Origin of the sequence: Secundilactobacillus paracollinoides DSM 15502 = JCM 11969, assembly GCF_001311135.1 — a bacterium.
GTDB classification, from domain to species: domain Bacteria; phylum Bacillota; class Bacilli; order Lactobacillales; family Lactobacillaceae; genus Secundilactobacillus; species Secundilactobacillus paracollinoides.
This window is the reverse complement of the sequence record NZ_BBAG01000030.1, coordinates 1-25,862: the sequence shown is the minus strand read 5'-3', so window position 1 is coordinate 25,862 and position 25,862 is coordinate 1. Positions and strand designations below refer to the sequence as shown.

Annotated in this window: 19 protein-coding genes, 6 pseudogenes and 1 riboswitch; of the genes and pseudogenes, 8 read left to right on the top strand and 17 right to left on the bottom strand. The window is 48.1% G+C overall.

Features of this window, described 5'->3' with window-relative positions:
- Positions 1 to 301: 301 nt before the first annotated feature.
- The 3 genes from JCM11969_RS10325 to JCM11969_RS19920 form a co-directional block, all read right to left on the bottom strand.
- Positions 302 to 790, bottom strand: a complete 489-nt coding sequence (locus JCM11969_RS10325; protein WP_054711044.1) for a GNAT family N-acetyltransferase — start codon at positions 788 to 790, stop codon at positions 302 to 304.
- Between the two features lie 459 nt (positions 791 to 1,249).
- The gene (locus JCM11969_RS19925) at positions 1,250 to 1,816 is read right to left on the bottom strand and encodes a magnesium transporter CorA family protein (protein WP_054711042.1); all 567 of its coding nucleotides are present in this window, start codon (positions 1,814 to 1,816) and stop codon (positions 1,250 to 1,252) included.
- Positions 1,813 to 2,187 carry a CorA family divalent cation transporter gene (locus JCM11969_RS19920; RefSeq protein ID WP_054711040.1) on the bottom strand — a complete coding sequence of 125 codons (375 nt, stop codon included), beginning with the start codon at positions 2,185 to 2,187 and terminating at the stop codon, positions 1,813 to 1,815. Before JCM11969_RS19920 ends, JCM11969_RS19925 begins: the two co-directional genes overlap by 4 nt.
- 198 nt (positions 2,188 to 2,385) lie before the next feature.
- Here JCM11969_RS19920 and JCM11969_RS10310 point away from each other — a divergent pair.
- A pseudogene (locus JCM11969_RS10310) lies at positions 2,386 to 3,742 on the top strand (amino acid permease).
- Between the two features lie 480 nt (positions 3,743 to 4,222).
- On the opposite strand, the pseudogene JCM11969_RS10305 reads toward JCM11969_RS10310, so the two are convergent.
- Positions 4,223 to 5,614 (bottom strand): annotated as a pseudogene (locus JCM11969_RS10305) (FAD-dependent oxidoreductase).
- 138 nt (positions 5,615 to 5,752) lie between these two features.
- Between JCM11969_RS10305 and JCM11969_RS10300 the strand changes: the two are divergent.
- Positions 5,753 to 6,493, top strand: coding sequence for an EAL domain-containing protein (locus tag JCM11969_RS10300; RefSeq protein ID WP_082409291.1), 741 nt, complete (start codon positions 5,753 to 5,755; stop codon positions 6,491 to 6,493).
- Here the strand turns inward: JCM11969_RS10300 and JCM11969_RS10295 are convergent.
- Positions 6,466 to 7,182, bottom strand: a pseudogene (locus JCM11969_RS10295) (VIT1/CCC1 transporter family protein). The gene JCM11969_RS10300 and the pseudogene JCM11969_RS10295 overlap by 28 nt on opposite strands.
- 16 nt (positions 7,183 to 7,198) lie before the next feature.
- Positions 7,199 to 7,882 carry a VIT1/CCC1 transporter family protein gene (locus tag JCM11969_RS10290; RefSeq protein WP_225353240.1) on the bottom strand — a complete coding sequence of 228 codons (684 nt, stop codon included), beginning with the start codon at positions 7,880 to 7,882 and terminating at the stop codon, positions 7,199 to 7,201.
- A 340-nt stretch (positions 7,883 to 8,222) separates the two neighbouring features.
- Here JCM11969_RS10290 and JCM11969_RS10285 point away from each other — a divergent pair, with 340 nt between their 5' ends.
- On the top strand, positions 8,223 to 8,606 hold the full coding sequence (locus JCM11969_RS10285; protein WP_054711038.1) for a hypothetical protein: 384 nt from the start codon (positions 8,223 to 8,225) through the stop codon (positions 8,604 to 8,606).
- Between the two features lie 441 nt (positions 8,607 to 9,047).
- Complete coding sequence (locus JCM11969_RS17155) at positions 9,048 to 9,422, top strand: LysM peptidoglycan-binding domain-containing protein (RefSeq protein WP_082409289.1); 375 nt, start codon at positions 9,048 to 9,050, stop codon at positions 9,420 to 9,422.
- Between the two features lie 466 nt (positions 9,423 to 9,888).
- Here the strand turns inward: JCM11969_RS17155 and JCM11969_RS10275 are convergent, their stop codons facing one another.
- Positions 9,889 to 10,806 (bottom strand): aldo/keto reductase, encoded by a 918-nt coding sequence (locus JCM11969_RS10275; RefSeq protein ID WP_082409288.1) that lies wholly within the window; start codon positions 10,804 to 10,806, stop codon positions 9,889 to 9,891.
- A 108-nt stretch (positions 10,807 to 10,914) separates the two neighbouring features.
- On the opposite strand from JCM11969_RS10275, the gene JCM11969_RS10270 reads away from it, so the two are divergent.
- Positions 10,915 to 11,331: an OsmC family protein gene (locus JCM11969_RS10270; protein ID WP_054711034.1), complete on the top strand. Its 417-nt coding sequence runs from the start codon at positions 10,915 to 10,917 to the stop codon at positions 11,329 to 11,331.
- Between the two features lie 377 nt (positions 11,332 to 11,708).
- Here JCM11969_RS10270 and JCM11969_RS10265 read toward each other — a convergent pair whose 3' ends face one another.
- Positions 11,709 to 12,596, bottom strand: a complete 888-nt coding sequence (locus JCM11969_RS10265) for a LysR family transcriptional regulator (protein ID WP_054711031.1) — start codon at positions 12,594 to 12,596, stop codon at positions 11,709 to 11,711.
- A gap of 136 nt (positions 12,597 to 12,732) precedes the next feature.
- On the opposite strand from JCM11969_RS10265, the gene JCM11969_RS10260 reads away from it, so the two are divergent.
- Positions 12,733 to 14,352, top strand: coding sequence for a malolactic enzyme (locus JCM11969_RS10260; RefSeq protein ID WP_054711029.1), 1,620 nt, complete (start codon positions 12,733 to 12,735; stop codon positions 14,350 to 14,352).
- A 50-nt stretch (positions 14,353 to 14,402) separates the two neighbouring features.
- Here JCM11969_RS10260 and JCM11969_RS10255 read toward each other — a convergent pair whose 3' ends face one another.
- From JCM11969_RS10255 to JCM11969_RS10230, 7 genes and pseudogenes are all read right to left on the bottom strand, one after another.
- Positions 14,403 to 14,984 carry an HAD hydrolase family protein gene (locus JCM11969_RS10255; protein ID WP_263850055.1) on the bottom strand — a complete coding sequence of 194 codons (582 nt, stop codon included), beginning with the start codon at positions 14,982 to 14,984 and terminating at the stop codon, positions 14,403 to 14,405.
- An 8-nt stretch (positions 14,985 to 14,992) separates the two neighbouring features.
- Positions 14,993 to 15,223: an HAD hydrolase family protein gene (locus tag JCM11969_RS19915; protein WP_162231472.1), complete on the bottom strand. Its 231-nt coding sequence runs from the start codon at positions 15,221 to 15,223 to the stop codon at positions 14,993 to 14,995.
- A gap of 394 nt (positions 15,224 to 15,617) precedes the next feature.
- Positions 15,618 to 16,745: pseudogene (locus JCM11969_RS10250) on the bottom strand (vitamin B12 independent methionine synthase).
- A gap of 474 nt (positions 16,746 to 17,219) precedes the next feature.
- Positions 17,220 to 17,708 (bottom strand): GNAT family N-acetyltransferase, encoded by a 489-nt coding sequence (locus JCM11969_RS10245; RefSeq protein ID WP_054711026.1) that lies wholly within the window; start codon positions 17,706 to 17,708, stop codon positions 17,220 to 17,222.
- Between the two features lie 555 nt (positions 17,709 to 18,263).
- Positions 18,264 to 18,923 carry a thiaminase II gene (gene tenA / locus JCM11969_RS10240; protein ID WP_054711023.1) on the bottom strand — a complete coding sequence of 220 codons (660 nt, stop codon included), beginning with the start codon at positions 18,921 to 18,923 and terminating at the stop codon, positions 18,264 to 18,266.
- A gap of 81 nt (positions 18,924 to 19,004) precedes the next feature.
- Positions 19,005 to 19,100, bottom strand: a riboswitch (TPP riboswitch).
- A gap of 61 nt (positions 19,101 to 19,161) precedes the next feature.
- Complete coding sequence (locus JCM11969_RS10235) at positions 19,162 to 19,929, bottom strand: glucose 1-dehydrogenase (RefSeq protein ID WP_054711021.1); 768 nt, start codon at positions 19,927 to 19,929, stop codon at positions 19,162 to 19,164.
- 83 nt (positions 19,930 to 20,012) lie between these two features.
- A pseudogene (locus JCM11969_RS10230) lies at positions 20,013 to 20,719 on the bottom strand (MIP/aquaporin family protein).
- A 1,094-nt stretch (positions 20,720 to 21,813) separates the two neighbouring features.
- Here JCM11969_RS10230 and tkt point away from each other — a divergent pair.
- Positions 21,814 to 23,831: pseudogene (gene tkt, locus JCM11969_RS10225) on the top strand (transketolase).
- The gene (locus JCM11969_RS10220) at positions 23,831 to 24,556 is read left to right on the top strand and encodes a transaldolase (protein ID WP_173585422.1); all 726 of its coding nucleotides are present in this window, start codon (positions 23,831 to 23,833) and stop codon (positions 24,554 to 24,556) included. Before tkt ends, JCM11969_RS10220 begins: the two are co-directional and overlap by 1 nt.
- Positions 24,557 to 24,766: 210 nt before the next feature.
- Here JCM11969_RS10220 and JCM11969_RS10215 read toward each other — a convergent pair whose 3' ends face one another.
- Both JCM11969_RS10215 and JCM11969_RS10210 read right to left on the bottom strand, forming a co-directional pair.
- Complete coding sequence (locus JCM11969_RS10215; RefSeq protein ID WP_225353239.1) at positions 24,767 to 25,384, bottom strand: helix-turn-helix domain-containing protein; 618 nt, start codon at positions 25,382 to 25,384, stop codon at positions 24,767 to 24,769.
- 154 nt (positions 25,385 to 25,538) lie between these two features.
- Positions 25,539 to 25,790 carry a helix-turn-helix domain-containing protein gene (locus tag JCM11969_RS10210; protein ID WP_054711019.1) on the bottom strand — a complete coding sequence of 84 codons (252 nt, stop codon included), beginning with the start codon at positions 25,788 to 25,790 and terminating at the stop codon, positions 25,539 to 25,541.
- Between the last annotated feature and the right edge of the window lie 72 nt (positions 25,791 to 25,862).

Genomic DNA, 25,862 nt, shown 5'->3' with positions numbered 1-25,862 from the left:
TCACAGACGTCACCTTTTCGCGTACGGCCCCGGGGCGATACGCTAGTACTGTAAGGGGTACGACCCATGGACACTCAATCTTCGCATCCACTGCTCAGCGGTTACTTTCGGTTTAACTTGGCGGTCCCTTCTCACTTAACGGGATTCACTGACGTCGCGGTTAAACGTACTCTCTGCTTCATAGCATTTATTTTTCTCATCATTTGTTAATGTGGCTTTAATTTAATCCTAAATCCGATTTTCGTCAACCCTTTTTGCGAAACTTTTTTAAAATTAGATTAGAATTTCCTCGTAAAATAGCTTAACGAAGCGGTTTAACCATGTTAGTCCAAATTTCACCAGCGTGGTCTGAATCAGCCACCCCATCATTGTGAAACCCATTTTGTTCGTAAAATGGGACTAGCCGGTCTAAGCAAGTGAGCGAAATCGTTTCACGCTGGGCTTTGCGTGCGACAGCTTCGAGGGCAGCCAGCAGCTGACTGCCAAGATGTTGATGCTGCGCAGTGGGTGCCACGGCCAGCGATAACACAAGTTGGTTGCCACCAGTTGCCGGGTTTGGCGTTGAAGTTTCGTACATGGCGTCCAAAACGTACGGACTGTCAGCAGCTGGGCCAACAATGAATCCTTGCACGGTATTCGCCTCATCTCGCGCAACGAGGAAGGTATCCGCTAAGTTCGCGATTCGTGTTTTAAACGCAGCTGGCGTCCCCGCCTCTTCAGGCGTAAAACCCGCACGTTCGATAGCGACAATTTGATCTAAGTCAGTTGGTGTTACTGGTTCGATTTTCATTTGGTGATTTCCTCTCTTATGATGATTTGGTTTAATAATGTGCTGAATGTCGCGTCGTTGCGATAATTGAAAAAGTCATTATAAGTGGTAAGTCTTGATAAGTGATGTCATGGTATCTGCTAATCAAGCATTGGCGATAACTCTCATATTGTGGGAAGCGTTGCTATCAATGGCCTTACTAGCAGTCGAGGGCGGATTCTCCGCAAGCCTGGCTTAACGCCATTATGATGCTTAACCAGTGGTAAAAAGGTAGCTCAACATCAGTGGAATGGCGTAATTTGGCACGGCGCTGAAGTGGCTCGCGATGAAGCTAATTCGATTTCCACTGCGTGTCTCTCGAATGGATCTTCATCGTCTCGCACATCAGTAACCGACCAAAGTACGGTCGCTAACTGATGTCGACACCACAGCACCGTGCCAAATTGCAGAATGTAACGAACTATCTCTAAACGTAGAAGTCTACAGATCATGATGCTTTCGAAGATACCACAGCAGGCCAATAATCGGCACCACTGATAGCACAATGGAGAATTCCCAGCCCCAAGACACTTTAGTCAGTGGCAGGCCCATGTTCATCCCCCAAAAGCCAGAAATAATGGGTGGGAATGCCAGGGCTAGTGTCCAGACCGTCAGCAGTCGCATGGTGTTGTTCAGGCTGTTATCCAAAATATTACTGTAACTGGTTGACAGTTTTTCAACCACCTCAGCCGCAATATCAGCTAGCGATTGACTTTGCTCAACTTCAACCAACAGATCGTTTAAGTGTTGCGTCTCATGCTTATCTAATTGTAACGGATCATCATCCGCATCCGACATCACCTGAATCTGGCGAATGGCTAACACATTATTGTGCGCAGCTGTTTTCAAATAGACCAATGTTTTATCTAAATTTGTCAGCTGAGAAATTTGGTCGTTCGTTGGTCGCCGATGATAATTTTCCAAGTTCGACTGAATTTCATCTAATTTATCAATTCGGTCAGCGTAGCCATCGTTGAGTCTGAATAATAATTCAAGAATAAGCGTCAAACAAGTGCCTCGTGTTGATGTTCACGGTGGATTTTAACAATTTCAGTCATTAAATTAGCCACGTATTTCGTTTCCTTTTGCACAACTGTCATGACCATCTTATCCTTAAACAAAAAGGCCACGGGGATGGTCTCCTCTTCACCAATAATGCTGTCATCGCCGTCATGTCGGTTAATGGCGCGAAAAATCAGCAACCCAGTTTGCCGGTCCGCGTCGTAATTGAACCGGGCGCGCTCACGGCGGTCTTTAATGTAAGAAATATAACGCGGTGTTACCTTATAAGTTTGATTTAACGCCCTTAAATCAGCCTCATCAGGCTCATTCACAGCGACCCACGTGAGGTCGTTCCAGAGTGGAAATGTCTTGATCATTTGCGGCCATCCTTTTTAAAAATTTGCGCTCAGCGCGTTTTTCGTGTAGCATTATTCTCATGCTAAGTTAATAAAATGGGGTTTGGCTCAGTATAGTCTATTATCGTTATCATATTATAACACGGTCATGCACTTATATTTTTCCATGGTCGACACCTCAGTGTTAACTAGCACTTTATGTGAAAGGGATTAGAAATTATGAAACGTAAGTTAAGTGCCCGTCAGATGCAAATGATTGCGCTGGGCGGGACCATCGGTGTGGGGCTGTTCATGGGTTCCACTTCAACCATTAAATGGACTGGGCCATCAGTTTTGATTGCCTACGCCATTGCCGGTCTTTTCCTCTACATGATCATGCGTGCGTTGGGCGAAATGCTCTACGTTGATCCGGATACCGGTTCTTTTTCCAAATTTGCCACGGAGTATATTCACCCATTAGCTGGTTTTTTAACCGCTTGGAGCAACATCTTCCAATTCGTTATCGTTGGGATGAGTGAAATGATTGCCATTGGCGGTTACTTCGATTACTGGTGGCCGCATTTACCCGACTGGATCCCCGGTCTGGTGGCCATCACCTTCCTGTGTCTCGCCAACCTGATCTCCGTTAAGATGTTTGGGGAACTTGAATTCTGGTTTGCCCTCATTAAGGTCGTGACCATTATTCTGATGATCATCATCGGTCTCGGCCTCATCATCTTTGGTATTGGGAACCACTTCCACCCAATCGGAATCAGCAATATGTGGACGCACGGGTTCTTCACTGGCGGTTTCAAGGGCTTCATCTTCGCCCTCGCCATTGTGTTGGCGTCCTACCAAGGTATCGAACTGATCGGGGTTACCGCTGGGGAAGCTGAAAACCCACGCGAAACGTTGGTTAAAGCCATCCGTTCAACGGTATTCCGGATTCTAATTTTCTACATCGGTGCCATCTTTGTTATCTTGAGCATCTATCCGTGGAACGAGCTGGATAATGTCGGCTCCCCATTCGTTGAAACGTTTGCTAAAATCGGTATCACTGCCGCGGCTCCATCATCAACTTCGTGGTCATTACCGCTGCCCTGTCAGGGTCTAACTCTGGGATCTACAGTGCCAGCCGGATGTCTTACACGCTGGCCAACAACGGTCAGTTACCAAAACGGTTCCTGAAGTTAAACCGCCACGGTGTGCCATTCTACTCAGTCATTGCCATTTCCTTTGGGATCTTCCTTGGGGTCGTGCTGAACTTCGTGCTTCCGCTCTTCTATAAGGGTGCCAGCAACATTTTCATCATGGTCTACAGTTCAAGTGTCCTGCCAGGATGATTCCGTGGTTTGTCATTTTGATCAGTCAAATTGAGTTTAGAAAACAGCACAAGGACCAGATGAAAGACCATCCGTTCAAGATGCCGTTCTCACCATATTCAAATTACATCACCTTGTTCTTCCTCTTGTTGACACTCGTCTTCATGTTCATCAACCCAGAAACAAGAATTTCAATCTGGGTCGGCGTGATCTTCCTTGTGATTATGACGCTGATTTACTTCCTGAAGTTTCATGGGAAGGTGAAAACGGATTAGAGAGTGGAAGAGTGTGGAAGGAGGCGGTTAAGGAGTGGAGCCTAAGTGACTTTCGGTTTAAAATCCCGGGTTTGGATTTGAACCGGAAGTCGCTTAGGTGCAACTCCTTGCCTCCTGGAACACGTTTCGGCAATGTAAAATCGCCCCACGTCGCAAGAAATATTCAGTAACTTAAACGCACAAAAAACAAAAAAATCACCCACTACATTCTCGTAGTTGGGTGATTTTTATCGTCTTAAATGGGAACACAACTTACCATATTTATTAAAGCCTGCTAATTGAGACTGTTTTTCAACCCTACTTTGCCTGCATTTGTCTTTTTGGTTTGTGGCGACGTGCTTTCTGCCTCATAGCCGAAACGTGTTCCGCAAGGCACGGGGCTAACGTGTAACGGACTCTGGTCTAAAAGTCAGACCCGGACTTTTAGACCAGAGTCCGTTACACACCGCCCCTAAACCGCCTTGCTCCACACTCTACACTCTACAACCCATTCTGATTCCCCAACGCCGTAAACCTCGGCGAATCATTTCCCGCTTCTCGTTCCTTATCCACGGCCAATTGCGCACGATGTTCAAGTAGTTGAACGGGTTATCGAAGTTTGGTTGGAACAGCATGTCAACCAATGATAAATCATCGATCGTATTGTTATTTTGGATGGCAATCGAAATGGCATCCGCTGACTGCGCAATTTCGTGCTTACTGATCATTTGTGCGCCCAGGACCCTTCTCGTATCCCGGTTATAGATCAGCATAATCGTCAGCGCATCCGTTGTTGGCATATACTCCGGTCGCCACGTTCCTTCATAGACCACCTGCGCCGCGTTTATTTTACGCTTCAACGCGTGTTCCAGGGTCAAACCGGTCGTCGCTATCGAATAACCGAACAGTTTGATGGCGGACGTTGCCTGAGTACCATATATGGGTAGTTTTCGTGGAAAATGTTGTGAGCGACCAAGACGGCTTGGCGAACCGCACTCGACGCTAACGGGGTATAGGCTGGCCCACCAGTTGGTTGAACCTGACCATCGAGCAATCGCCCGCCGCGTAAATATCTGGATTGGTGGTTTGCATGTGCCCGTTGACCAACAAGAAACCGTGTTTTTCGACTTCCACTTGACCGTGTAACAGGTCGCTGTTCGCCACAAACCCTGAGGTGACAATGGCGGCATCCACTTGGTAGTTTCCGCCAGCCGTTTCCAGTTCTAGATTACCCTCACTATCGCCGTTGAACCCGGTGACACGATGGTTCAGGAAAATCTCAACACCGTGTTGTGCCAGCATGTCCACGATACTGTCAGACATCTGTTTACCCACATAGTTATCAAGAATCTGACCGCCGCTTTGAAACATCTGTACTTCATGCCCCGTTTTCGCTAAGGCTTCCGCAAATTCAGTGCCAGAATACCCGGCGCCAACAATGGCGATTCGATGGTATTTTTCAGAGGCTTGATAAATTTCTTGAGCCTGCTGGTAATTTTTGCAAAGCAGTACCTTAGCGTTATCGATGCCAAAAATTGGCGGCACCACTGGTGTGGACCCAGTCGCCATCACCAGTTTGTCGTATGTATCCGTAAAGACCTTTCCCGTGACCATGTTGGCCACCTGAACTTCGTGGTTGACCGCATCGATCTGCAGAACATCGTGGTTGTCTTCCACTTTTGCGCCAAGGTCGCGCAGCTCTTCAGGTGAGGAGTAGAACATATCCTCCAGCCGGTTGACCTGGCCGTCAAGGTACAGGGAGATTCCGCACGACAGAAACGAGAAATTATTGTTCCGTTCGTAAATTGTGACATCCGTTTCCGGGTGAATTTTCAAAATTTCAGTTGCCGCAATGGTCCCAGCGTGCGTCGCGCCGACGATAATGACCTTCATTAGTTGCCCTCCATTACATTCCATAACTATCCACATTATACTATCGTTTTTGTCTAAAAACCTTACTCTTTGAAAACTTTTGTCCTATCAATATGATATAATTATCTTAATATTACGAGGAGTCTGGAGGGACCACAGGTGTACCGGTACTTTATCCAACCACAACTAAATGCGTTTACGAACTCGCTGATTGGCTATGAGATGCTTATTCGGAAATACGCGGATGGCCGGTGGCAGCTGCCAAAGGATTTCGCATCGATTCCAATTGAAGATCAAGTCCCAGTCATGGCACAGACGGCAAAGGAATTATCGTTAAAAATAAAATCCGTGTCGTTTAATCTGAACCGGACGCAGTTTATTGACCCGGAAATGTCAGCGGCACTGATTGCGGCGCAAAAAGCCATCTTCCCTGTCAATTTAATCGTTGAAGTCACTGAAGAGGCCGCCGATAAGAACGTGACCATCGCACAGTTAAAACGCCAGATCCGCCATTTTGCCACCCACGGGATTCAATTTAGCTTGGATGACGTCGGCACTGGCATCAACACGTTCGACCACATCAGTTCTTTGCTGTCACTCGCCAGTGAAGTGAAGTTTGCGATGCAAAACTACCGCCGGGCACACATGACCGATAAAATTCACGAGGACCTGTCTTTCTGGCAGCAAATTGCGAAGAAGGAAAAACTGCGCCTCATCGTTGAGGGTATCGAAGATGATAATGATAATCACATGTTAAACGACATGGACGTGGCGTATCGGCAGGGCTACTACTACGGCCAACCGCATCTCTTTGAATTAAAGGCGACAAAAAAGACTGAGTGTGCGCTCAGTCCTTTTTATTATGCCGTTCGTTATTTCAGCAGGATCCCCACTGAATAGTGAATGATCATGGTCAGAATGCCGACAATGACATTCCGGATAATTGCAGTTTTAGTTAACCCATCACCCAGCTTGGCACTCAGAAACCCAGTTAGGGCAACTGAAGCACAAACGGCCATAATCGTAATGGGCCACTGGTAGGCAACCGGCGACAACGTCATGGCTGCCAATGGAAAGATTCCCCCAGCTGACGCGGAGAACAACGATGAGAAGGCTGCTGACCATGGTTCATATAGTGATTGAGTTTCAAATCGTACTTAACACTCACTACCGTTTCAAGCGGCTTTTTTGCCATTAAATTATTGGCGATCTTTTCCGCCGTATCGCGGGACACACCCAGGTTCGTATAGTGGTTAACGACCGCTTCGACCTCGTCAGCATAATTGGTCTTCAACAGGCGTTCTTCAGTGCGAACGACCGCCTCTTCGGTATCCTTTTGGGTGCTGACTGACGCATATTCGCCGGAAGCCATCGAAAACGCACAGGCCAGCAGATCTGACAGGCCGGCAATAAAGATCGTAAACTGGTTCGTTGTGGCAACCGCGACACTGAATAGTACCCCGACAACGGTCAAGATCCATCGTTTGAGCCAGCACCCCAGCACGCAGCGTGTTCGCACGTTCTTCCATCGTTTGGGAAGACTTTTTAGGCTTTCTTGCTTTAAGTTCGTTGATGACAGAGTTCACCATCCTGATCTCCCCCTTCTTAATGACTACCGATCAACGTTCCGATCGCAAACGTGACGATCATGGTGATGACACCGGAAATAACGTTTCGCATCACACCGTGACCGCGGTTCGCATTGCTCAGCGTTGCGGCACTGTACCCCGTCAACGCCAGCGCGATAACAACGGCGACCGCGGTGCCCCAGATTCGGGCACTGACTGGCAGCAGTGTGATTGCCAGCATGGGCAGGATCGACCCGATGGGAAACGAGATCATGGACGCGATGGCCGCTGCGTAGGGACTGGTAAATTCCCCAACATCGAAACCATACCGCTCACGGACCGTGGTCAATAGCGGATCCTTCGTCATCATTTCCTTCGTTGCCTGCTCAGCCAGTTCCGGCGCAATGCCGTCGTCAACATATTTTTGCTTCACGAAGTTAAATTCGTTATTATAGGAATCAGATAAAGCTTCCTTTTGACGCATAATTGCTCGCCGCTGCGTATCTTTTGTCGTGTTCACGGACACATATTCGCCCATCGCCATAGATACCGTACCGGCCAACATACCTGAAATACCCGAAATGAAGATGGCAAAGGAATTAGTTGTTGCACCGGCAACCCCGATAACGATCCCGGCAACGGATAGGATCCCATCATTGGCGCCCATCACAGCTGCTCGCATGACGTTGATTCGTTGCGCTAATGTTCTTTTCTTGTTCAAGTTGTTCACCCACCTTTTAGATTAGAATTATTCTTAACTGCAGAGTAAATTGTATCTATTCGACAGTAAAAGTAAAACAAAAATAAAGTTAGGTCAACTTAACTTCTGACTAAAAACCACTGAAAGGCTTACGCTCAGTGGTTTTTTGTTGGTTATTCAATTTTGGAATTTTTTTAAATTAACAATTTTACGTAGGTCAACCCGCGTGGTGAAAGCGATTCCCTCTCCTTTTCGGCACCCCTTATCTAAAAACGAGCCCCCGCTGACGCCTCCTAATCACTGGACAAAAGGGGTCGTCCTTGGTTTAATCAAGGCAAACAAGATATAGGAGGCGTTCACGATGAACGATGAATTAGACGTCCTAAGAACGTTATATCAAACCACCAAACAAATACTGATCACTCGACCGCTCACGGATACCGAGGTCGCAACTTATCATGAACAGTATAGTCTGTTAACCCCGCTTGGCCAAACAAAACAGGAAACCGCGCTGATTACCGCCTATCAGGCGTTGATCATGGATAACCTATCGTTTCCAACGCACGGCCTATTTTATCTAATGAACATCAATACGGATCACACCACGATCTCACTACCCGTTTCTCCCCAACAAGTCCATGACTGGTCAGTCAATGACCGGCATCTCTTGCGTCTGTTTGAGGAAAAGGCGTTCCTCTATCAAGGATTGCCAGTGGACGATACAGCCGCTATGGCACTCCTCTAACTTTCCAGCACTTAATCAGTCGTCTTCGGCCTTTCTCGGCGGGAGACGATATTTTTATGTCCTTCTCGTGTCCCTGACTGCGCAATACCCACATTGCAACGTTATTCAGCAATAAGCACCCATTTGCCGGTTAAAATGGCAACCTTTCCGTACGCACGTCTATTTTTCACACGATAAGTTCTCATTTTTTAAGGCCTCACTCATTTTTACGCAACATATTTGTCATGTTGCGCTTACATATTTCGAAATATGACAGCAATATAACAAAGTAACAGTTATATGACAAACTCGGGATTTACTGTAGCCCACCTGTCAATAAAACCACTCTTTTGCATGGTATAGTAATTCTTGTAGCCAGAAGAAATAACACTTTTCTTATGACTATATAAATAGTTTTCTTACATTACTAGTATAACAACGAAAGGTTGGCACACTATTTTTATGTTAAAACACACTTCTTTTACTCGTAGCTTGCTCGTATTCGGCGCCTTTATCGGTTTAGGTCTTGTATCGACCACCGCTAAAGCAGACACGACGTACACCGTAAAGTCCGGTGACAGCCTTTGGGCCATCGCTCAAAGATATGACACCACTCCCCAGAGTATCGTTAAGGCAAATGATCTTTCATCCGTTAACGCGGTGATCCTTCCTAAGCAAACGTTAAAGATCAGCAACGATACCAAAGCAGACGCAGCCGCTTCCCTAAGGGCACTCAACTTGAGATCAAGTACCAAGACGGCCACACTGAACAACGTGTCATCAACGATACCGGGACCTTTGCTTACAGCAATCCCAACCAGTTGGACATTTCCATGACCAACGCCCAAGCAATGCAATTTGGCCGTCAAAACATCCAAGTTCGTGTTGTGGACTAAATTTATTTGACGCAAATGAAAAACGACCTTCCAATTTGGAGGTCGTTTTTTGGTTTTACTGGTAAGTCAGTTGCATTCCGCAATTTGGCACTCCGTGTGGTGGCTCGCGATGAAGCTAATTCGATTTCTGCTGCGCAGCTCTCGAATGGATCTCCATCGTCTCGCACATCAGTAACCGACCATAGTACGGTCGCTAACTGATGTCGACACCACAGCTCCGTGCCAAATTGCTCCATTACACTGATATTGAGCCAACTATGAACGACCGTTAAACATCAACATTTAGTTGAACCAAGTTCCTAGAGAATCCGCCCTCGACTGCGCGCAATGTTCTTGCCAGCAATGCTTCGCATAACGTGCACACCAACTAGCAGTTTTCGAGACACCCCCATAAGCGCTTAATTTCACTATATTGGTTTTCCTAGGTTGTAGCGTAGTGGCGCCATTCGGCATTGCAGGCTGTTATAGCTATATGGATACCCTTGAGTAGCGTTATGAAAATGACTCGGTGCCGTATCCTGGCATACGTTTAGTCGTTCCATATCAATGGTGGAAATCAGAAAATCTAACGCTTTATTTTCAGCAATATGGGCCTGGCTCGTTGCCTTTGGCAGTGGCAGCACACCCGTTTGGATGCAGTAGCGCAACGCCAACTGTGGCACCGTCACGTTATAGTTGTTTGCCAGTTGCGTCAGTTCCGTACTATGAAGCACATCACCCGTTGCCAGCGGGGAATAGGCTTCGATCAGGATGTTGTGTGCATTTGTAAAGGTTGTGATCTTGGGTTCCGTGAAGCCCACGTAGTACTGAATTTGGTTGACTGCTGGTACCACATCCGTATGTTTCAGCAAGTTCTTCAGGTCGTGAACGGTGAAATTAGAGACGCCGATTGCCCGAGCCTTGCCGCTCTTATAAATTTCTTCTAGGGCTTCCCATGTCGCAATATTTTCGGTATCAAAGTTTTGACCGATCTCATTGCTGGGCCACGGTGCGTGGATCAAATAGAGATCGACGTACCCAATATTAAGCGCGGATAGCGTCTCGTTAAAGGCTGTTAACGCCTCATCGTGACCCTTGATTGCTGGTGGGAGCTTGGACGTCACAAAGACATTTTCACGGGCAATGCCGAAATCGCGAATCGCCCGGCCAACACTTGCCTCGTTTCCATAAGCCATTGCGGTGTCAATGTGCCGATAGCCCTCTTTTAAAGCCGTTAAAGTTGATTCATAAGCAATCTTGCCATCTGGGATCTGCCAGGTCCCAAAACCGATTTTTGGGATGGTGATGCCATTATTAAGTTCGTAAACATCTGTCAGTACAGCCATAGTTTACCTCCTTTAATCATGTAACCGTTTCCCCTTGCAACTATAATTATAGCATTTACTGGCAAAACACCTTACAATTAGAACATCGAAATCCACGAGGAGGACATTATGGGAAAATATATCGTACATTCAAATTTGCGGCCGCTGGGGACGCAGGTCATGAACCGCACAGGTGGCCACACATTCTTGGCGGATGAACCAGCCGTTGCAAAGGGCACGGACGCTGCGCCCAACCCAGTGCAATACTTGTTGGCTGCGGTGGGCAGCTGCATGAGCGTTACCGCCCGCGATTTAGATAATAAGGAAAAGAACCTCACCATCAAAAAGTTCCAGGTCGATGTGTCGGGGGAAACGACATCCTATCAGGATGGCAGTTCCCGCGTCACCCACATTGATATTAAGATTGCGGCGGAGACGAATCTGTCAGAATCCGACCACGCGTTTTTCTTGAAGGAAGTCGTGCGAAAGTGCACGGTACATGAGTCGTTGGTGGGGTCGATTCCGATGGATATTTCATTCATATAGAGTGTGGAGCAGGGCGTTTTGAGGGCGGAGCGTAAGCAACTCTGGTCAGAAAAGTCTGGGTCTGACTTTTTGACCAGAGTTGCTTACGCAGTAGCCCTCAGCCCTGCGGAACACGTTTCAGCTATGAGGCCAAAAAACACGTCGTCAAACCCAGTTGGGTCAGAAAAGTTTGGGCCTGACTTTCTTGCCCAGAGTTGCTCACGCAGTACCCTTCAGCCCTGCGGAACACGTTTCGGCTATGAGGCCAAAAAGCACGTCGCCACCAACCGCTCGCCAAATTAGCAGGCAACAATCAATTTAATAGACAATATAAAAAACAACTGAGCGTTCAGTTTCCACCTATCTTAATGGTGGATAAACCAACCGCCCAGTTGTTTTTATTTCCCCAACAAACACCCTTCAATCACACCCAAGATCTCCCGCTGCAACGGACTAAACACATGTGAATCCCGGTACGCTAAACTTGAGATAAACGTTGGCATGTCAGCATCCAATAACGGTACCGGCACCACATCCTGACGTGCAGGCGCAACCGCCGTCATCATAAACCCCATGCCGATGCCGCCCGCAATTAAGTTCATCAAACCCTGGATCTCATTTGACCGAAACACGACCTTGGGCCTAATCCGGGCGCGTCTTGCCAGCTGATTGAACGCCTGGTTGTGGATGAAACCGTCCTTGAACATGACAAAATCGCGATCTTTCACCTGTTTAAACGTGATACCTTTCGGGTCAGCCAACGGATCATCTGCCGCCATATAGATTGCGAACGGTGTCTGGTTGAAGACCTGCGTCACAATATGTTGCTCGGCCAGTGGCGCAATCGAGCCCATCAGCGTCAGATCAATGTCACCGCGTTTCAGTGCTTGCAACGCTGTCGATGACCCCGCTTCAAAGGTTTGAATTTTACTGAGCAGTCCCTGCGCCTTCAGCGCTTTAGCGATGCCTGTGAAATACTGGGTTTCAATGATCGGTGGCAATCCGAGACGCAATTGGCCGGCTTTTTCTGCTTCAATTTCTTTTTGCAACAACGCCTCGTGGTCGATCATGGCCCGAGCATGAATCAAAAGTTGCGCGCCAGTGGTCGTCACAGTGAGTGTTCCCCGTGCGCGGTGCCGACTGATGAGAGTCGTGCCCAATTCTTTCTCCAGCCGCTGCAACGCAAACGTGATCGTCGGCTGGCTGACATTAAACTGCGCGGCGACCTGAGAAAAGTTTTTTATTTCCGTTAATTTAACAAAGTATTTTAGGTCTTGTGTATTCATCTTGTCTAATGCCACCCTTTATTTCAGTCATTTAAGCCCTATTATAATCATTTCTTATTATAGCTGTCCAGCTTGACTATGAAATTTCACAAGGCGTATGCTACGGGCATCAACTTAAACGAAGAAGGCAATTCACATGACAGCATCCATCTTAAATGATCCATTTCAAAATAAAGGCACCGCATTTACAATGCAGGAACGTCACGACCTTGGTCTGGAAGGGCTGCTCCCACCGTATGTCGAAACCCTGGACCAGCAAACTACGCAAGCTTACGCCCAGTACCAGTCAAAGCCAACGAATCAACTCAAACGGCAATATCTCATGACCGTCTTTAATGAAAACCGTATCCTGTTTTATAACCTCTTTAGCAAACACGTCGCCGAATTCATGCCCATCGTTTACGACCCGACGATTGCCGACACGATCGAACAGTACAGTCATCTTTATAACGCGCCGCAAGAAGCCGCTTTTCTCTCCATCGATCATCCGGAAAACATCGCTGCCAGCCTGAAAAATGCCGCTGCTGGGCGGGATATCCGGTTGATCGTTGTGACGGATGCTGAAGGGATCCTTGGTATTGGCGACTGGGGCACAAACGGCGTGGCAATCGCTGTTGGGAAACTGATGGTCTACACTGCCGCTGCCGGCATTGATCCAAAACAGGTGCTTCCAGTGATGCTAGACGCTGGTACCAACAATCAGAAATTGCTCGCCGACCCGCTATATCTCGGCAACCACCACGCGCGGATCACTGGCGACCAGTATGATGACTTTGTGGACCAATTTGTCACCGCTGCGGAAACCGAATTTCCAAATATGTACCTGCACTTTGAGGACTTTGGCCGCAGCCACGCCGCTAAAATTCTTAAGAAGTACCAGGATCGCTACACGATTTTTAATGACGATATTCAGGGGACTGGCATCATCGTGCTGGCTGCCGTTTTAGGCGCCCTTGCTATTTCTAAACAGCGACTCACCGACCAAACCTACCTGTGCTTTGGCGCGGGAAGCGCGGGTGCCGGCATCGCAAAACGCGTGTACGGTGAGTACCTGCAGGCCGGTCTGACCCCGGACGAAGCCAAGGCCCACTTCTACCTCGTAGACAAGCAGGGACTGTTGTTCGATGACGACCCCACGTTGACGCCAGAGCAAAAACCGTTTGCTCGAAACCGCAGTGAATTTGCTCATCCGGAAGCGTTGACTGACCTTGCCAGCGCCTTTGCCGCCATTCACCCAACGATTCTGGTCGGTACGTCGACCCAGCCCGGCACGTTCACTGAGGCCATCGTTAAGGACATGGCAGCCCACACCGACCGGCCAATTATCATGCCGCTCTCAAATCCAACGAAGCTGGCTGAAGCGAAGGCTGAGGACTTGCTGAATTGGACCGACGGCCGTGCCCTGGTTGCGACCGGGATTCCGACACCTGATGTCACGCTGAACGGCGTCACTTACCAAATTGGCCAGGCGAACAACGCGCTGGTCTACCCCGGCCTAGGGCTTGGTGTGATTGCCGCCAATGCAACCACATTGAACGCGGAAATGATCTCCGCTGCCGCCCACTCTCTCGGTGGGTTAGTCGACGCCAGTAAGCCCGGTGCTGCGGTGTTACCGCCAGTTACGAAATTGGCGCAGTTCTCGACGACAGTTGCTGAAGCGGTGGCGCAAAGTGCCGTTGACCAGCATCTGACTAAAGTGCCAATTAACGATGTGAAAAAGACGGTTGCCGATACCCGGTGGACGCCAACCTATTAATCACTAAAAAATCACCCAAGCAACGAACCGTTGTCGGGTGATTTTTTGTTTTATAAGGCTTCAGCCATCGCTGCTAATACGCCGTCATGGTTATTATCAAATTGGGTCACATTCCCAGCCTGCTGTTGAATACCAGCGGCGGCATTCTTCATCGCATAACTGTGCGGTGTCATGGTTAGCATACTCAAATCATTTTCGTTATCACCAAAGGTCATGACTTCATCATCCGCAATGTTGTAGAGGGTCTGCAACGCCTGGATCCCTGAGCGTTTAGTGGCTTCCTTGAGGCCGATCAATTCAGTGTTAAAGCCCGAGTTCTCACTACTGAGAAAGTCTGGCAGTTGTGCCTTTAAAACCGTGCGAGCGTGTTGAAAGTCCACGCCTTCAGTGAAGTTAACGGCAATTTTCGTGAACTGGTCATTGACCTTTTGCCCGACCAACTGAGCCAAACTATGAACGCTGATCACTGGCCGGTAGTAGTATTTCACGATTTTGAGTGCTTCCGGATCCATATCAGCGTTGACGTAGGTGCCATTTAGGCCAGAAACAACTTCCTGACTCACATCCTGTTCTGCGAAAAGGTGGCTGATGGTCGCAATCACGCCGTGCACTTGCTGATCAGATAGTGGCATAATTTCCTTCAACTGGTCGCCCTGATGCACAATGGCGCCGTTTGGGAAATGAAATCCATGTTGTCGGCCACTTCGGTGAATTCATGGCGCAACCGCTGGTATTGCGAGCCGCTAGCAGCCACGAAGTGAATGTGGTTTTGCTGCATCCGTTTAAAAAGGTCGAGAAACCGCGCCTTATCATACGTGCGGTCATCCCGCAAAAAAGTCCCATCCATATCCACTGCTACTAGTTTGATCATCGCCATACCTCACTGTTCTTTTTGTATCATTATATGATAGCAGATTGGCTGGAAGATTTCACATGGTGGCGTGATTTATTCTGGGTCTAAGTCCGTTGCGCTCCGCAATTTGGCACTCCATTAAGTGACATCGACACCATTATTCCGTACCAAATTGCTGCGTTCCACTATCTTTGAGCTTGATTTATCGCTTGTTACATATCGCAATACTGTTAACCCGAGTTTCTAGAGAATCCGCCCTCGACCGCCAATAGTCCTACTGCTAGCAATGCTTCATATTAAAAAGAGCAGTGCCTTAAAGCCTAGATACTGACTTCAAGCACTGCTCTTTTTAATGCACGCTAATTATCTCTTGACTGTGTTCAACAAACGAAAAGTCAATGGCGCATTTTAATTAATCTTCTGGCCAAACGGTCTCAGCAATTTCCTTAACCAAGTTCAACTTAGCCCACTGTTGGGTTTCAGTGAGTTCGTTCCCCTCTTCAGTAGAGGCAAACCCACACTGTTGATAACGCAAGGTTGTCTAATGGGACTGACTTAGCGGCTTCTTGGATCCGGGAAATGACGGCATCCTTATCTTCTAATTCTGGGAACTTAGAAGTGATTAAGCCCAATACTAATCGCTTGTTAGGGTCGTTGTTCCAGATGCGCGCAAGTGGGGCAAAGCTGCCGGCACGTTCGCTATCGTATTCCAAGAATAGGCCGTCGTAGTTCAATTGGCTAAGTAATCGGCCACATCATCGTAACTGCCTGAGAACAGGTAGGTTGACTTGAAGTTACCACGACAAATGTGGGTGGTAACAGTTAAATCGTCTGGCAAGTCCCGGATGGCACCGTTGATTACCTTCACGCTGTCTTCAGCTAATTTCACGTACTTGGCATGTTCTTCAGGCTGGTCAGCGGTTTCGTTCAACTTGCTGATCAGGAAGGCCCAGGTGGTGTCGTCTAATTGGATGTATCGGTCGCCTAATTCGTAGAAGTGCAGGATCGTGTCGCGGTAGGCGTTTGACAAATCAGTCAAATATTCGTCCCAACTGTCGTAGAACTTAGACCAGTTATCACTCCGGTTGTCACGGAATAACATTGTTGGTGATGGAATGGTCTGCTTGACCAGGACGCCTTCTGGTACGATTGATTGTAAATACTTAAAACTTTCGAAGAATGGGTGGTCCAGGTTAACGGCCACTTTGCCAGTCAGCTCAACGTTGTCTGTCCGGGTGGTGTCGCCCTTGAACTTGTAGCTCTGGTGGTAATCGTACTTGTCAACGCCGGTCAGGCTCCAAAGAAAGTCCAAGTGCCACCATGAACGGTTGAATTCACCGTCAGTAACGGCCTTCAAACCAAGGTTGGCTTGTTCTTCAACCACGCGTTTGGTTTCGTCGCGTTGGATTTTTTGCAGGTCAGCAGCGGTAATTTTACCTTCTGCTAGATCCTTATGTGCTTGCTTTAAGTCAGCTGGGCGCAATAAGCTGCCCACTACGTCAAAACGGTATGGAAATTTAGTTAAAGTCGATTCAGTCATGTTTGTTTTCCTCCAGAAATTGTTTTCGATAAATTTGCCAATAAAAAGACCCCTTGCCATCGAAATGACAAGGGGCGAGAAGGTCGCGGTACCACCCAAGTTCGTGTTTATGAGTATAAACACCTTACCGGTAATTGCTTACCGACATTTTAACGGCTGCCACCGAGCCACCAGCTTGAACCGGTGACCAACTACTCAGAGCTCATTCTCGCAAGCGTTGCAGGCCCTCCCTTTCACCTACCGGAGTTCTCTGTGACTGCGCAACTTGGTCTCTTCTCTTCAAAGTTATTAGCGAATTAAAATTTAATGACAAATATAGGCGATAATTTTAATTTTGTCAAGAGTGACGATCAAAACTAGATTTCAGATTCAAATAATCCTGTTACATCGCTTCACTGCGCTAACATTGTGTGGTGAACGAACGATAACCATCTTTCTGGAACCACTCCAGAAAATGAATACCAAAGTGAATTCTTATTTGTGCTCTCCTAAAGCCATCAAATACCAAGTATCGCAAGCGCCATGTTCTGACTGCGGTAATGGCTTCGTCAACTGGTCAAACCCTAATGATTGATAAAGGGTATTCGCGGCAATCATCTGGTGAAACGTTTCGAGATACAGATAGTCATAGTGTGCTTTAGCGTACGCAAAACACTCTGGAATGAGTGACTTTGCCACACCCTGGCGCCGGTAATCGGGCGATACATACAGCTTTTGCAACTCTGCGATACCATCTTCAGGCGCGATCGGTCCCACGCCGCAACCGCCCATCACGTGCTGGTCATCGCTGATAGCAACGTAGTAAGTCGCATTGGGCGTTTTGTCGTACCAAGCACTCAAATGGTCAACGAACGGGTCAAAGTAGGCTGTTCCGGGTAAGTTCAGGTTAAGATCTTCAAGGTCAGTGCGGAGAATCGCTGCCATTTCGGCGTCGTTGTTGGCCGTTATGTTTTGAATTTTCATTGGATCGTCTCACTTTGCTATGGTTTAAAGGCGATTATAGATGGGTTGGTGATGGGTTACAAGGTGGGATTTAGCTTTTTAGTTTTTTGCTAGTGGTGTACATGTCATTAGTTTACTTGTGTTTAGGGCTTTCTTGGCAGCAGTGCCGTAACGCGTTCCACAAACCAAAGACTTGCACAGAAGCGGACTCTGTTACAAAATCCAAGCCCGGGATTTTATAACAGAGTCCGCTTCTGCTCCAGTCTTTAACCGGTTCGTTCCACGCTCATTTTCTCTTTCTTGGCAGCCGTGCCGTAACGCGTTCCACAAGGCAAGGGGCTACTGTGTAACGAACTCGGGCAAAAAAGTCAGGCCCAGACTTTTCTGCCCGAGTTCGTTACACTCCGCCCCTTAACCGCCTTGTTCCACGCTCATTTTCTCTTTCTTGGCAGCCGTGCCATAACGCGTTCCGAAAAACTGAGGGCTACTGCCTAAGCGACTCTGACAAAAATGCCAGGTTCGGGCATTTCTGTCAGAGTCGCTTAGGCGCCGCCCTCAAACCGTTTTTCTCCACGCTCACCACGCCTGTTTATCCATCGCCATCTGCCAAAACGCCAATTCATAGGCACTACTCCGCACAAACGAATCCTGCATCTGCGCGCGCTCCGTGTCATCCGCATTGTCAGCCGTCTTGTTGGTCAACTGGATCATCGTGTTCACACTATCGGTATAGTCGTCGCTGTCATACGTTTCGATCCAACGTTCGTACAGCTCAACGGGTGAGCCGGCCGCTATCAAGCGTTGGCCAATTTCGTTGTACAGCCAGTAGCATGGCAACAATCCCGCAATGGCACGGCCCGGTGTTCCTCGGTCTAATTCTGAGTACATATGGTTCACGTAGTTATAAGCGGTTGGAGCCATCGGTGTGTGGGCGATCTCATCCGGCGTGATGCCCAACCGGTCAAAGAAGCCTTCTCGGACAGCGATTTCGCCGTCCTTGAGACCCTGAGCGCCAGCCATTAGAAAGTCGACGTCTTCTTTGTCCGTTAATTTTTCAGCAATTTTTTCATGGAGCTTGCCAAATTCGTTGAGATAATAGCGGTCCTGAATCAAATAGTAACGGAACACGTCGTTAGGCAGTGAACCGTCGCCAATCTCGTGCACAAATGGGTGGTCAAAGCTCTTTTGCCAGCATGGTTCAGCAGCTGTGTGGATTTGCGTTGTAAAGGTGGTCAATGTGGGTCCTCCTCGTTTTAAAAAAGCGGGCAACAAAATACCGACCAGGAGACAACAGGCTGGTCGGTCGTTTAATCATCATTGATTATCCGTTAACTTTCCTTCGCGAGTGTTGGCTCACAGGTTCAAAGGGTTCGGTAAAAACCGTCTCAGCAAATTGCGCCCCTAGTTAGATTATTGAATTACAAGTTTTAGTATAGCACAGTTTCGTAAAATGAAAGCGATTCATTAATGCAACCTAGCGCAGGAGGTAACCGCCATCAACTGGCAGCATCACGCCGGTGACATAGTCGGAGGCGGCGCTGGCAAGAAAGACCATCGGCCCCATGAGCTGTTCAGGTTTTCCCCAGTCCCCTGATGGAATGTGGGCAGCAATCTCCGGCCCGCGAACGGGATCCTCCTGGAGTGGTTTGGTCATGTCGGTGCTGATATAGCCCGGTGCTAGACCATTCACTTGAATATGGTACGGTGCGAGCGCATCCGCATAGGCTTTAGTCAGCCCCATCACAGCGTGCTTACTGGCGGCGTATGGGAATATCCGTTTGCCCGCGCGGTACGACTGCATCGATCCAATGTTGATGATTTTCCCGTGTTGCTGGTCAGCCATTACCTTGGCAGCCGCATGGGACAGGTAGTATAACCCATTGAGATTGACATCAATAACCTTGCGCCAATCCTCATCCTTGAACTCGAGCACGTCGTTGCGCAGTTGGATCCCCGCATTATTAACGAGAATGTCGAGGTGGCCAAATTTTTCAATCACTGCCTGCACAATGGCATCCGCCGCATCTGGATCGGTAATATCCTGTTGCAGAAACGCCACCTGTTGGCCGTTTGCCTCGACCTTTTCCTTGGTCTCGTCCCAACCACGCTGTGAGGCACTGACCACAAAAATATCCGCGCCGTATTCAGATAGCGCAATTGAGTAGAACTGCCCCAGCCCGTGGGCGCCACCTGTGATAAGGGCCACCTTGCCGGCGAGTGAGAAACTATTTTGATCAAACATCCTATCGCTTCCTAACTGCTGACGCGTACGCCAGCTGGATTTAAGTCACGACCATTATACAACGTCAAATGCACACAATGATGTCACTTCAACAGCGTCTCTAGACCGGTCGCAATCAGACCACCGATCAGCGGTCCGCACATCGGTACCCAAGCGTAGCCCCATTCGGCATTCCCCTTATGTGGCACGGGCCAAATGGTATACGCAAACCGTGGTGCCCAATCACGGGCGGGGTTCAGCGCAAAGCCAGTTGTGGTCCCAAGACCGGTACCAACAACCATGATCAATAGCCCAACAATCAGCGGTTTAAGCCCCTGCGTGAAGTTACCAAGGTTCAGCAAAATAAAGACAAACGCAAAGGTGGCAATGATTTCAGACAACAGGTTAAACACCGGTGACTTGATGGCCGGCCGAGTCGCAAAAATGCCCACAGAGTTCCCCGCGGCTTCGTCTGAACTGGCTTTAAAGTGTGGATAGAATTGAATCATGACCAGCGTGGCACCCACGAAGGCCCCGAGAAATTGGCCAAGTAAATACGGCAACACATCGTGCCAGGGAAACAACCCAAAAATGGCATAGGGAATCGTGACTGCGGGATTGAGATGCCCCTGAGAGCCAGCATGCCAGCTACGTAAACACCCATGGTCACCGCAATCCCCCAGGAAAGACTGGCATACAGCCAATTCGACCCCTTCGCATACGTTTTGTTCAAGTTCATACTGGCACCGGTCCCAGCGCCCAACAAAATCAAGACCATCGTGCCAAAAAATTCACCAATAAACCCGTTCATCAACAACACCCATCTTTCAGTTATGATTAACTCGGTATTAACTGAGCCTATTCTATCATAATAAAAACGGTTCCAGGACAATAAACTGCTAGTTTGAGATATAAAAATGCTATTGTCGGGTCTTATTTGAAGATTTATGACTGGTGTTTATGAAATTCAGACTCCTTAATCGCCATTTGTATATTCTTTTACTGACATTATCGGTTATTTTCAAATGACATTATTGCTTGAATTTGCAAATCATTCTGCAAAGGTACGGCTTGATTGTCGAGCTATACCAATTGTAAAACGTAGTGGTTAGAAATACTGCTTACCTTAGGATACTTATTGAGTCTCACAGTGTTAGTCGAGACTCCCTTCAGTGCAAAGTAATTACTAATAATAGGACTCTCTATGTTAAGTAACACTCTGTTAGAAGTATTGCTATCAGTAAGTTGTTGGCAGTCAAAGGCGGATTCTCTGCGAACTGAGGGTGATTATAATGCGATACTTAGGCAATTGAGACTATGCGCGCTATGTAAGTGGAGTGCCAAATGACGCAATGCAACGAATTCAGCAAGCAAATCAGCTCATTTAACACTGATAACTACCAAGCTCAATAATGAGAAAATAAGAAAATATTCTAATTAATTCAGCTAACTTCCTCGCTTTTTGGGACCGAATCGAGTATAGTACAATTAAACTTTACAAATAATTTCATTAAATTGTTTTAATTCCATGTAAGAACTATGAAAGCGACTGAAAGTAACGCGTTGCATTCCCAGGACAGTATTCCCACTGTCCGCGTGTTGCCAGCTTTCATTCAATTTTTACTTGAAAATATCAATGAACTTTCCCGTCATTGATGGTTTAAAAATAAATCAGAAATGAAATTTGTTTCAGGCTTTTGTCGCATGACCTATGCCTTTCAGAAGAATACCAGACCACATTTTGAAGACAGCGCTTTATTCCCTTTCATGCGTTGTTTTCATAACTCGTTTAACTGGATCAGAACACTTGAAAATGTCAAAATTTTCAGGTATACCATTTCAGTCAGTTGAGTTGACATTCTGTCAATAATACCGTATATTTTCTGGACATAGGAGCGTGATTACATGCAAAATACTAGCCTAGACCAAAGATCAATCAACGCCTTACGTTTTTTGAGCGTTGATATGATTGAAAAGGCCAATTCAGGTCACCCGGGGCTCCCATTAGGCGTTGCCCCAATGGCCTACACATTATGGACAAAACATTTAAACATTAACCCCACTGACCAAAAGTGGGTCAACCGCGACCGGTTTGTGCTTTCAGCCGGCCATGGTTCTGCATTGCTTTACAGCCTGCTGCACCTTTCTGGCTTCAATCTTTCTATTGAAGACTGAAGCAGTTCCGCCAGTTCCAATCAAAAACCCCTGGTCACCCCGAATACGGGATCGTTGACGGGGTTGAAGCAACCACCGGTCCCCTTGGTCAAGGCCTCGGATGGCGGTTGGGATGGCGATGGCGGAAAACCATTTGGCTGCCCAGTACAACCAACCCGGTTTCAATATTATGGACCACTACACTTACGTCATTTCTGGCGACGGCGACCTCATGGAAGGCGTCTCACATGAATCCGCAAGTTTGGCGGGCCATTTGAAACTCGGAAAATTGATCGTGCTTTACGATGACAACAATATTTCACTCGATGGCCCCACCAGTATGGCGTTTACCGAAAACGTCTCCGAACGTTTCGAAGCTACGACTGGCAGGTTCTCCACGTGGCTGACGGCAATAATATGGCGGAAATTAACGCTGCGATTGAAACGGCGAAGGCCAACCCGAACCAGCCAACGCTGATCGATGTTAAAACAATCATCGGGTTTGGGTCACCGGTTGCAGGTACTAACACTGTGCACGGTAAGCCGTTGGGTGAAGCCAACATGGCTGCTACCCGAGAAGCGCTCGGGTGGCACTACGCCCCATTTGAAGTGCCTGAAGACGTAACCGATAACTTCAAGTCTAACGTGAAGAACCGCGGGATCGACGCTGAAGCTGATTGGACAAACCTGTTTGACGAATACACCCGGCAGTTCCCAGAACTGGCTGAGCGGTTCTTAAACGGCTTCAAACCCGTTCACTTCGACCTGGATCTCCCAGTAAGCCACGTCGGCGAAAAGGAATCCGGGCGGAACACCAGCCAGCGCATCATCGGCGCCATTTCTCAGCAGCTGCCAAGCTTTTGGGGTGGTTCAGCTGACCTCTTCGCTTCAAACAAAACGAACATTAAAACAGCAACTGCTTACGAGCCAACGCGCCAGCTGGCCAGAACATCTGGTTTGGCGTGCGGGAATTCGGTGAAGCGACGGCTGTCAATGGGATGATCCTGCACGGCGGGATCCACGCGTTTGCCAGCACGTTCTTTGTCTTCTCGGACTACATGCGCGCAGCCATCCGGTTGGCTGCAATTCAACAGATTCCAGCCACCTACATTTTCACCCACGACTCCGTTGCCGTTGGTGAAGACGGCCCGACCCACGAACCCATCGAACATCTGATGAGTTTCCGGGCAATGCCAAACGTGAACGTCATCCGTCCTGCTGACACCAATGAAACAACAGCGGCATGGCGGGTTGCTCTGGCAGCTTCCAATACCCCAACCATTTTGGTGCTGTCACGGCAAGACCTGCCAACATTGCCACTGACAGAAACGTTAGCCGACGAAGGCGTAAAACATGGTGGTTACGTGCTCTCCCCATCAAAGGGTGATGTGCCAGAAGGGATCTTGATTGCCACTGGTTCGGAAGTCCACGTCGCAGTAGCTGCCCAAACGCAACTGCGTGAACAAGGCCATGACGTTTCAGTGGTCTCCATGCCATCCTTTGAACTCTTCGACGCCCAGTCAGCTGAATACAAGGAATCTGTCCTGCCGTCAGCCGTGACAAAACGGGTATCGATCGAGTTAGGCACCACCATGGGTTGGGAACACTACATTGGCTTGAACGGGATTGCCTTGGGCATCAACAACCGCTTTGGCGAGTCCGGTAATCCTCAAACCATCATCGACAGCTTCGGTATCACACCCGAAAATACTGCCACAGCGTTCCTGAGTCTCGTTTCCGAAAAACAGTCCGTTAGAGAGGGGCAATAATCGTGGCTACACCAACATTCAAAATTAAAATTTACTCCGATGGCGCTGATTTAAGCGACATGCAGGCCATCAATAAAAACGACTTCGTGACCGGGTTCACCACGAACCCAAGCTTGTTAAAGAAGGCCGGCGTCACCAACTACCTGGAATTCGCAAAGAAGACGGTGGCGACCTTCCCAGATGAGCCGATCTCATTTGAAGTCTTCAGCAACGATTTTCCAACCATGGAAAAGGAAGCCCATTTGTTACACGACTTGGGCAAAAACGTCTACGTGAAGGTGCCGATTCGTACCACGGACGGTCAGTCCACTGCTGAGTTGATCCATAACCTGACAGCGGCTGGCGTGCAGGTCAACGTGACCGCCATCGCTACTACTGACCAAGTGGCCGAAAGTCTGGCTGCCATTGAACCGGGCACCCCAAGTATCGTGTCGATCTTCGTCGGCCGGGTTGCGGACACCGGTGCCGATCCACGGCCGTTCGTTGAAGAAAGCGTGGCCCTGACCGCCAAACGCGACGAAGTTGAACTCTTGTGGGCAAGTACCCGGGAGATCAACAACATCTATCAGGCCCAAGAAGCAGGCGTGGACATCATTACGGTTCCGCCGGCAATCATCGCCAAACTCGTTTCACACTTCGGCCAAACTGGCGATGATGTGACTATGAACACGGTTAAGGGCTTTGAGGCTGATATTAAGGCCACTGGGTTGCATATTTTAGGGTAGATTGCTTGGGTTTATAGCTGGATTCGAGTGATTGCGATACCTTTGATGAGATAACTACGACAAACGGCAGGCTCCTTTTGAGGGACCTGCCGTTTTTGCGTTGGTTTTAAAATGGACTCCAGGAGGATTTGGGCCAGTCGTATCTTTTGTCGTAGGCGTGGTAGTCGCCGAGTTGGGCGCGGATCAGTTTCGGGACATCGTTGCGATGGATTAAGGTAGCTTGACTGACGAAGCTGCCTTATGCTGAACGTAGGCAAAGTTCATCCCCTTTGAGGGAATCTCGCCAACGGAAAAGGTGAGCCACTCGCCACCGCCGAAGCCGTTCTCGACAACGTGGGCTGTGACGGGCTGTGGGACGGCTGTGCGGCGCTTAACGTTGTGTCCCTTAGTGTTAGTCTCGGTGACCTTTTCCATCTTGGTGGGCGTTTTTTGCGGTAATACTGCGAACCCTCTAGTTGTGGAAAGGAACGGATTAATGCGGTCAATCGTGTCGTTTTGGGTACCACGACCGTAGCTTAGGATGCCGAGGCCGATGATGATCAGTCCGAAGATGGCGCCGATGGTGATGGTGAATTTTTTGTAGCGGTTCTTTGTTTTGACGTCGTGGCTGATCTCGGTGACTACTTTGGCGTCGTCGCCCTTTAGTAGGTCGTCCAATGAAATGTTTAGGACGTCGCTGATGTCGACCAGCGTATCCAAATTAGGATACGTTGCGTTGTTTTCCCAGCGTGAAACTGTTTGGCGGGTAACGTGGAGTCTTTCTGCCAAGTCTTGTTGCGTCATTTGGAGCTTCTCGCGTTGTGTTTTTAGCTGTTCCCCTAATTGCATGATTTCTTCCTCCTCTGCAGTAACTACGGTACAGGATGTCGGATTGTTTGCCAAGCAACTGGGGTGTTACAGGGGCTGTGACATGTTTGTACTGAAGCAAAGGTCAACAAAATACTACACATTTTCTAGGTTCCTACGAAAGCTTCATTTAAAGTTATTTATCCGAATCAGTATGATTCATTCGATGAATTTCAATATAAACACTTTCTTTTTCTGACACGTCAAATGTCCACGAGTCTACGGACAGAGCACCACTCAATGCTAATATTGTTGCAATCTTAAAGTTTACGTCTCTATTTTCCCAGCGAGAAATAGTTTGGCGCGAAAATATCATTATCGATGCTAGTTGCTTTTGTGTTAACCTTTTTTTCATTCTATTAATTTTTATCAGTTCACCTAGTTGCATATTATCATCTCCTTTCGAGATAAGTTTATCCCAAAAAGAAGAATTACCCTAGCAAATGTTTTTTGACATTAT

What these genes read in the sequence shown, in the direction of transcription:
- JCM11969_RS17155 (WP_082409289.1), top strand. Translation starts at nt 9,048, where the DNA reads ATGTTAAAACACACTTCTTTTACTCGTAGCTTGCTCGTATTCGGCGCC.
- JCM11969_RS10325 (WP_054711044.1), bottom strand. Translation starts at nt 790, where the DNA reads ATGAAAATCGAACCAGTAACACCAACTGACTTAGATCAAATTGTCGCT.
- JCM11969_RS19920 (WP_054711040.1), bottom strand. Translation starts at nt 2,187, where the DNA reads ATGATCAAGACATTTCCACTCTGGAACGACCTCACGTGGGTCGCTGTG.
- JCM11969_RS10265 (WP_054711031.1), bottom strand. Translation starts at nt 12,596, where the DNA reads ATGAATACACAAGACCTAAAATACTTTGTTAAATTAACGGAAATAAAA.
- JCM11969_RS10245 (WP_054711026.1), bottom strand. Translation starts at nt 17,708, where the DNA reads ATGAAAATTCAAAACATAACGGCCAACAACGACGCCGAAATGGCAGCG.
- JCM11969_RS10235 (WP_054711021.1), bottom strand. Translation starts at nt 19,929, where the DNA reads ATGTTTGATCAAAATAGTTTCTCACTCGCCGGCAAGGTGGCCCTTATC.
- JCM11969_RS10210 (WP_054711019.1), bottom strand. Translation starts at nt 25,790, where the DNA reads ATGCAACTAGGTGAACTGATAAAAATTAATAGAATGAAAAAAAGGTTA.
- JCM11969_RS10215 (WP_225353239.1), bottom strand. Translation starts at nt 25,384, where the DNA reads ATGCAATTAGGGGAACAGCTAAAAACACAACGCGAGAAGCTCCAAATG.
- JCM11969_RS19915 (WP_162231472.1), bottom strand. Translation starts at nt 15,223, where the DNA reads ATGATCAAACTAGTAGCAGTGGATATGGATGGGACTTTTTTGCGGGAT.
- JCM11969_RS10275 (WP_082409288.1), bottom strand. Translation starts at nt 10,806, where the DNA reads ATGGCTGTACTGACAGATGTTTACGAACTTAATAATGGCATCACCATC.
- JCM11969_RS10270 (WP_054711034.1), top strand. Translation starts at nt 10,915, where the DNA reads ATGGGAAAATATATCGTACATTCAAATTTGCGGCCGCTGGGGACGCAG.
- JCM11969_RS10260 (WP_054711029.1), top strand. Translation starts at nt 12,733, where the DNA reads ATGACAGCATCCATCTTAAATGATCCATTTCAAAATAAAGGCACCGCA.
- JCM11969_RS10285 (WP_054711038.1), top strand. Translation starts at nt 8,223, where the DNA reads ATGAACGATGAATTAGACGTCCTAAGAACGTTATATCAAACCACCAAA.
- JCM11969_RS10255 (WP_263850055.1), bottom strand. Translation starts at nt 14,984, where the DNA reads ATGCCACTATCTGATCAGCAAGTGCACGGCGTGATTGCGACCATCAGC.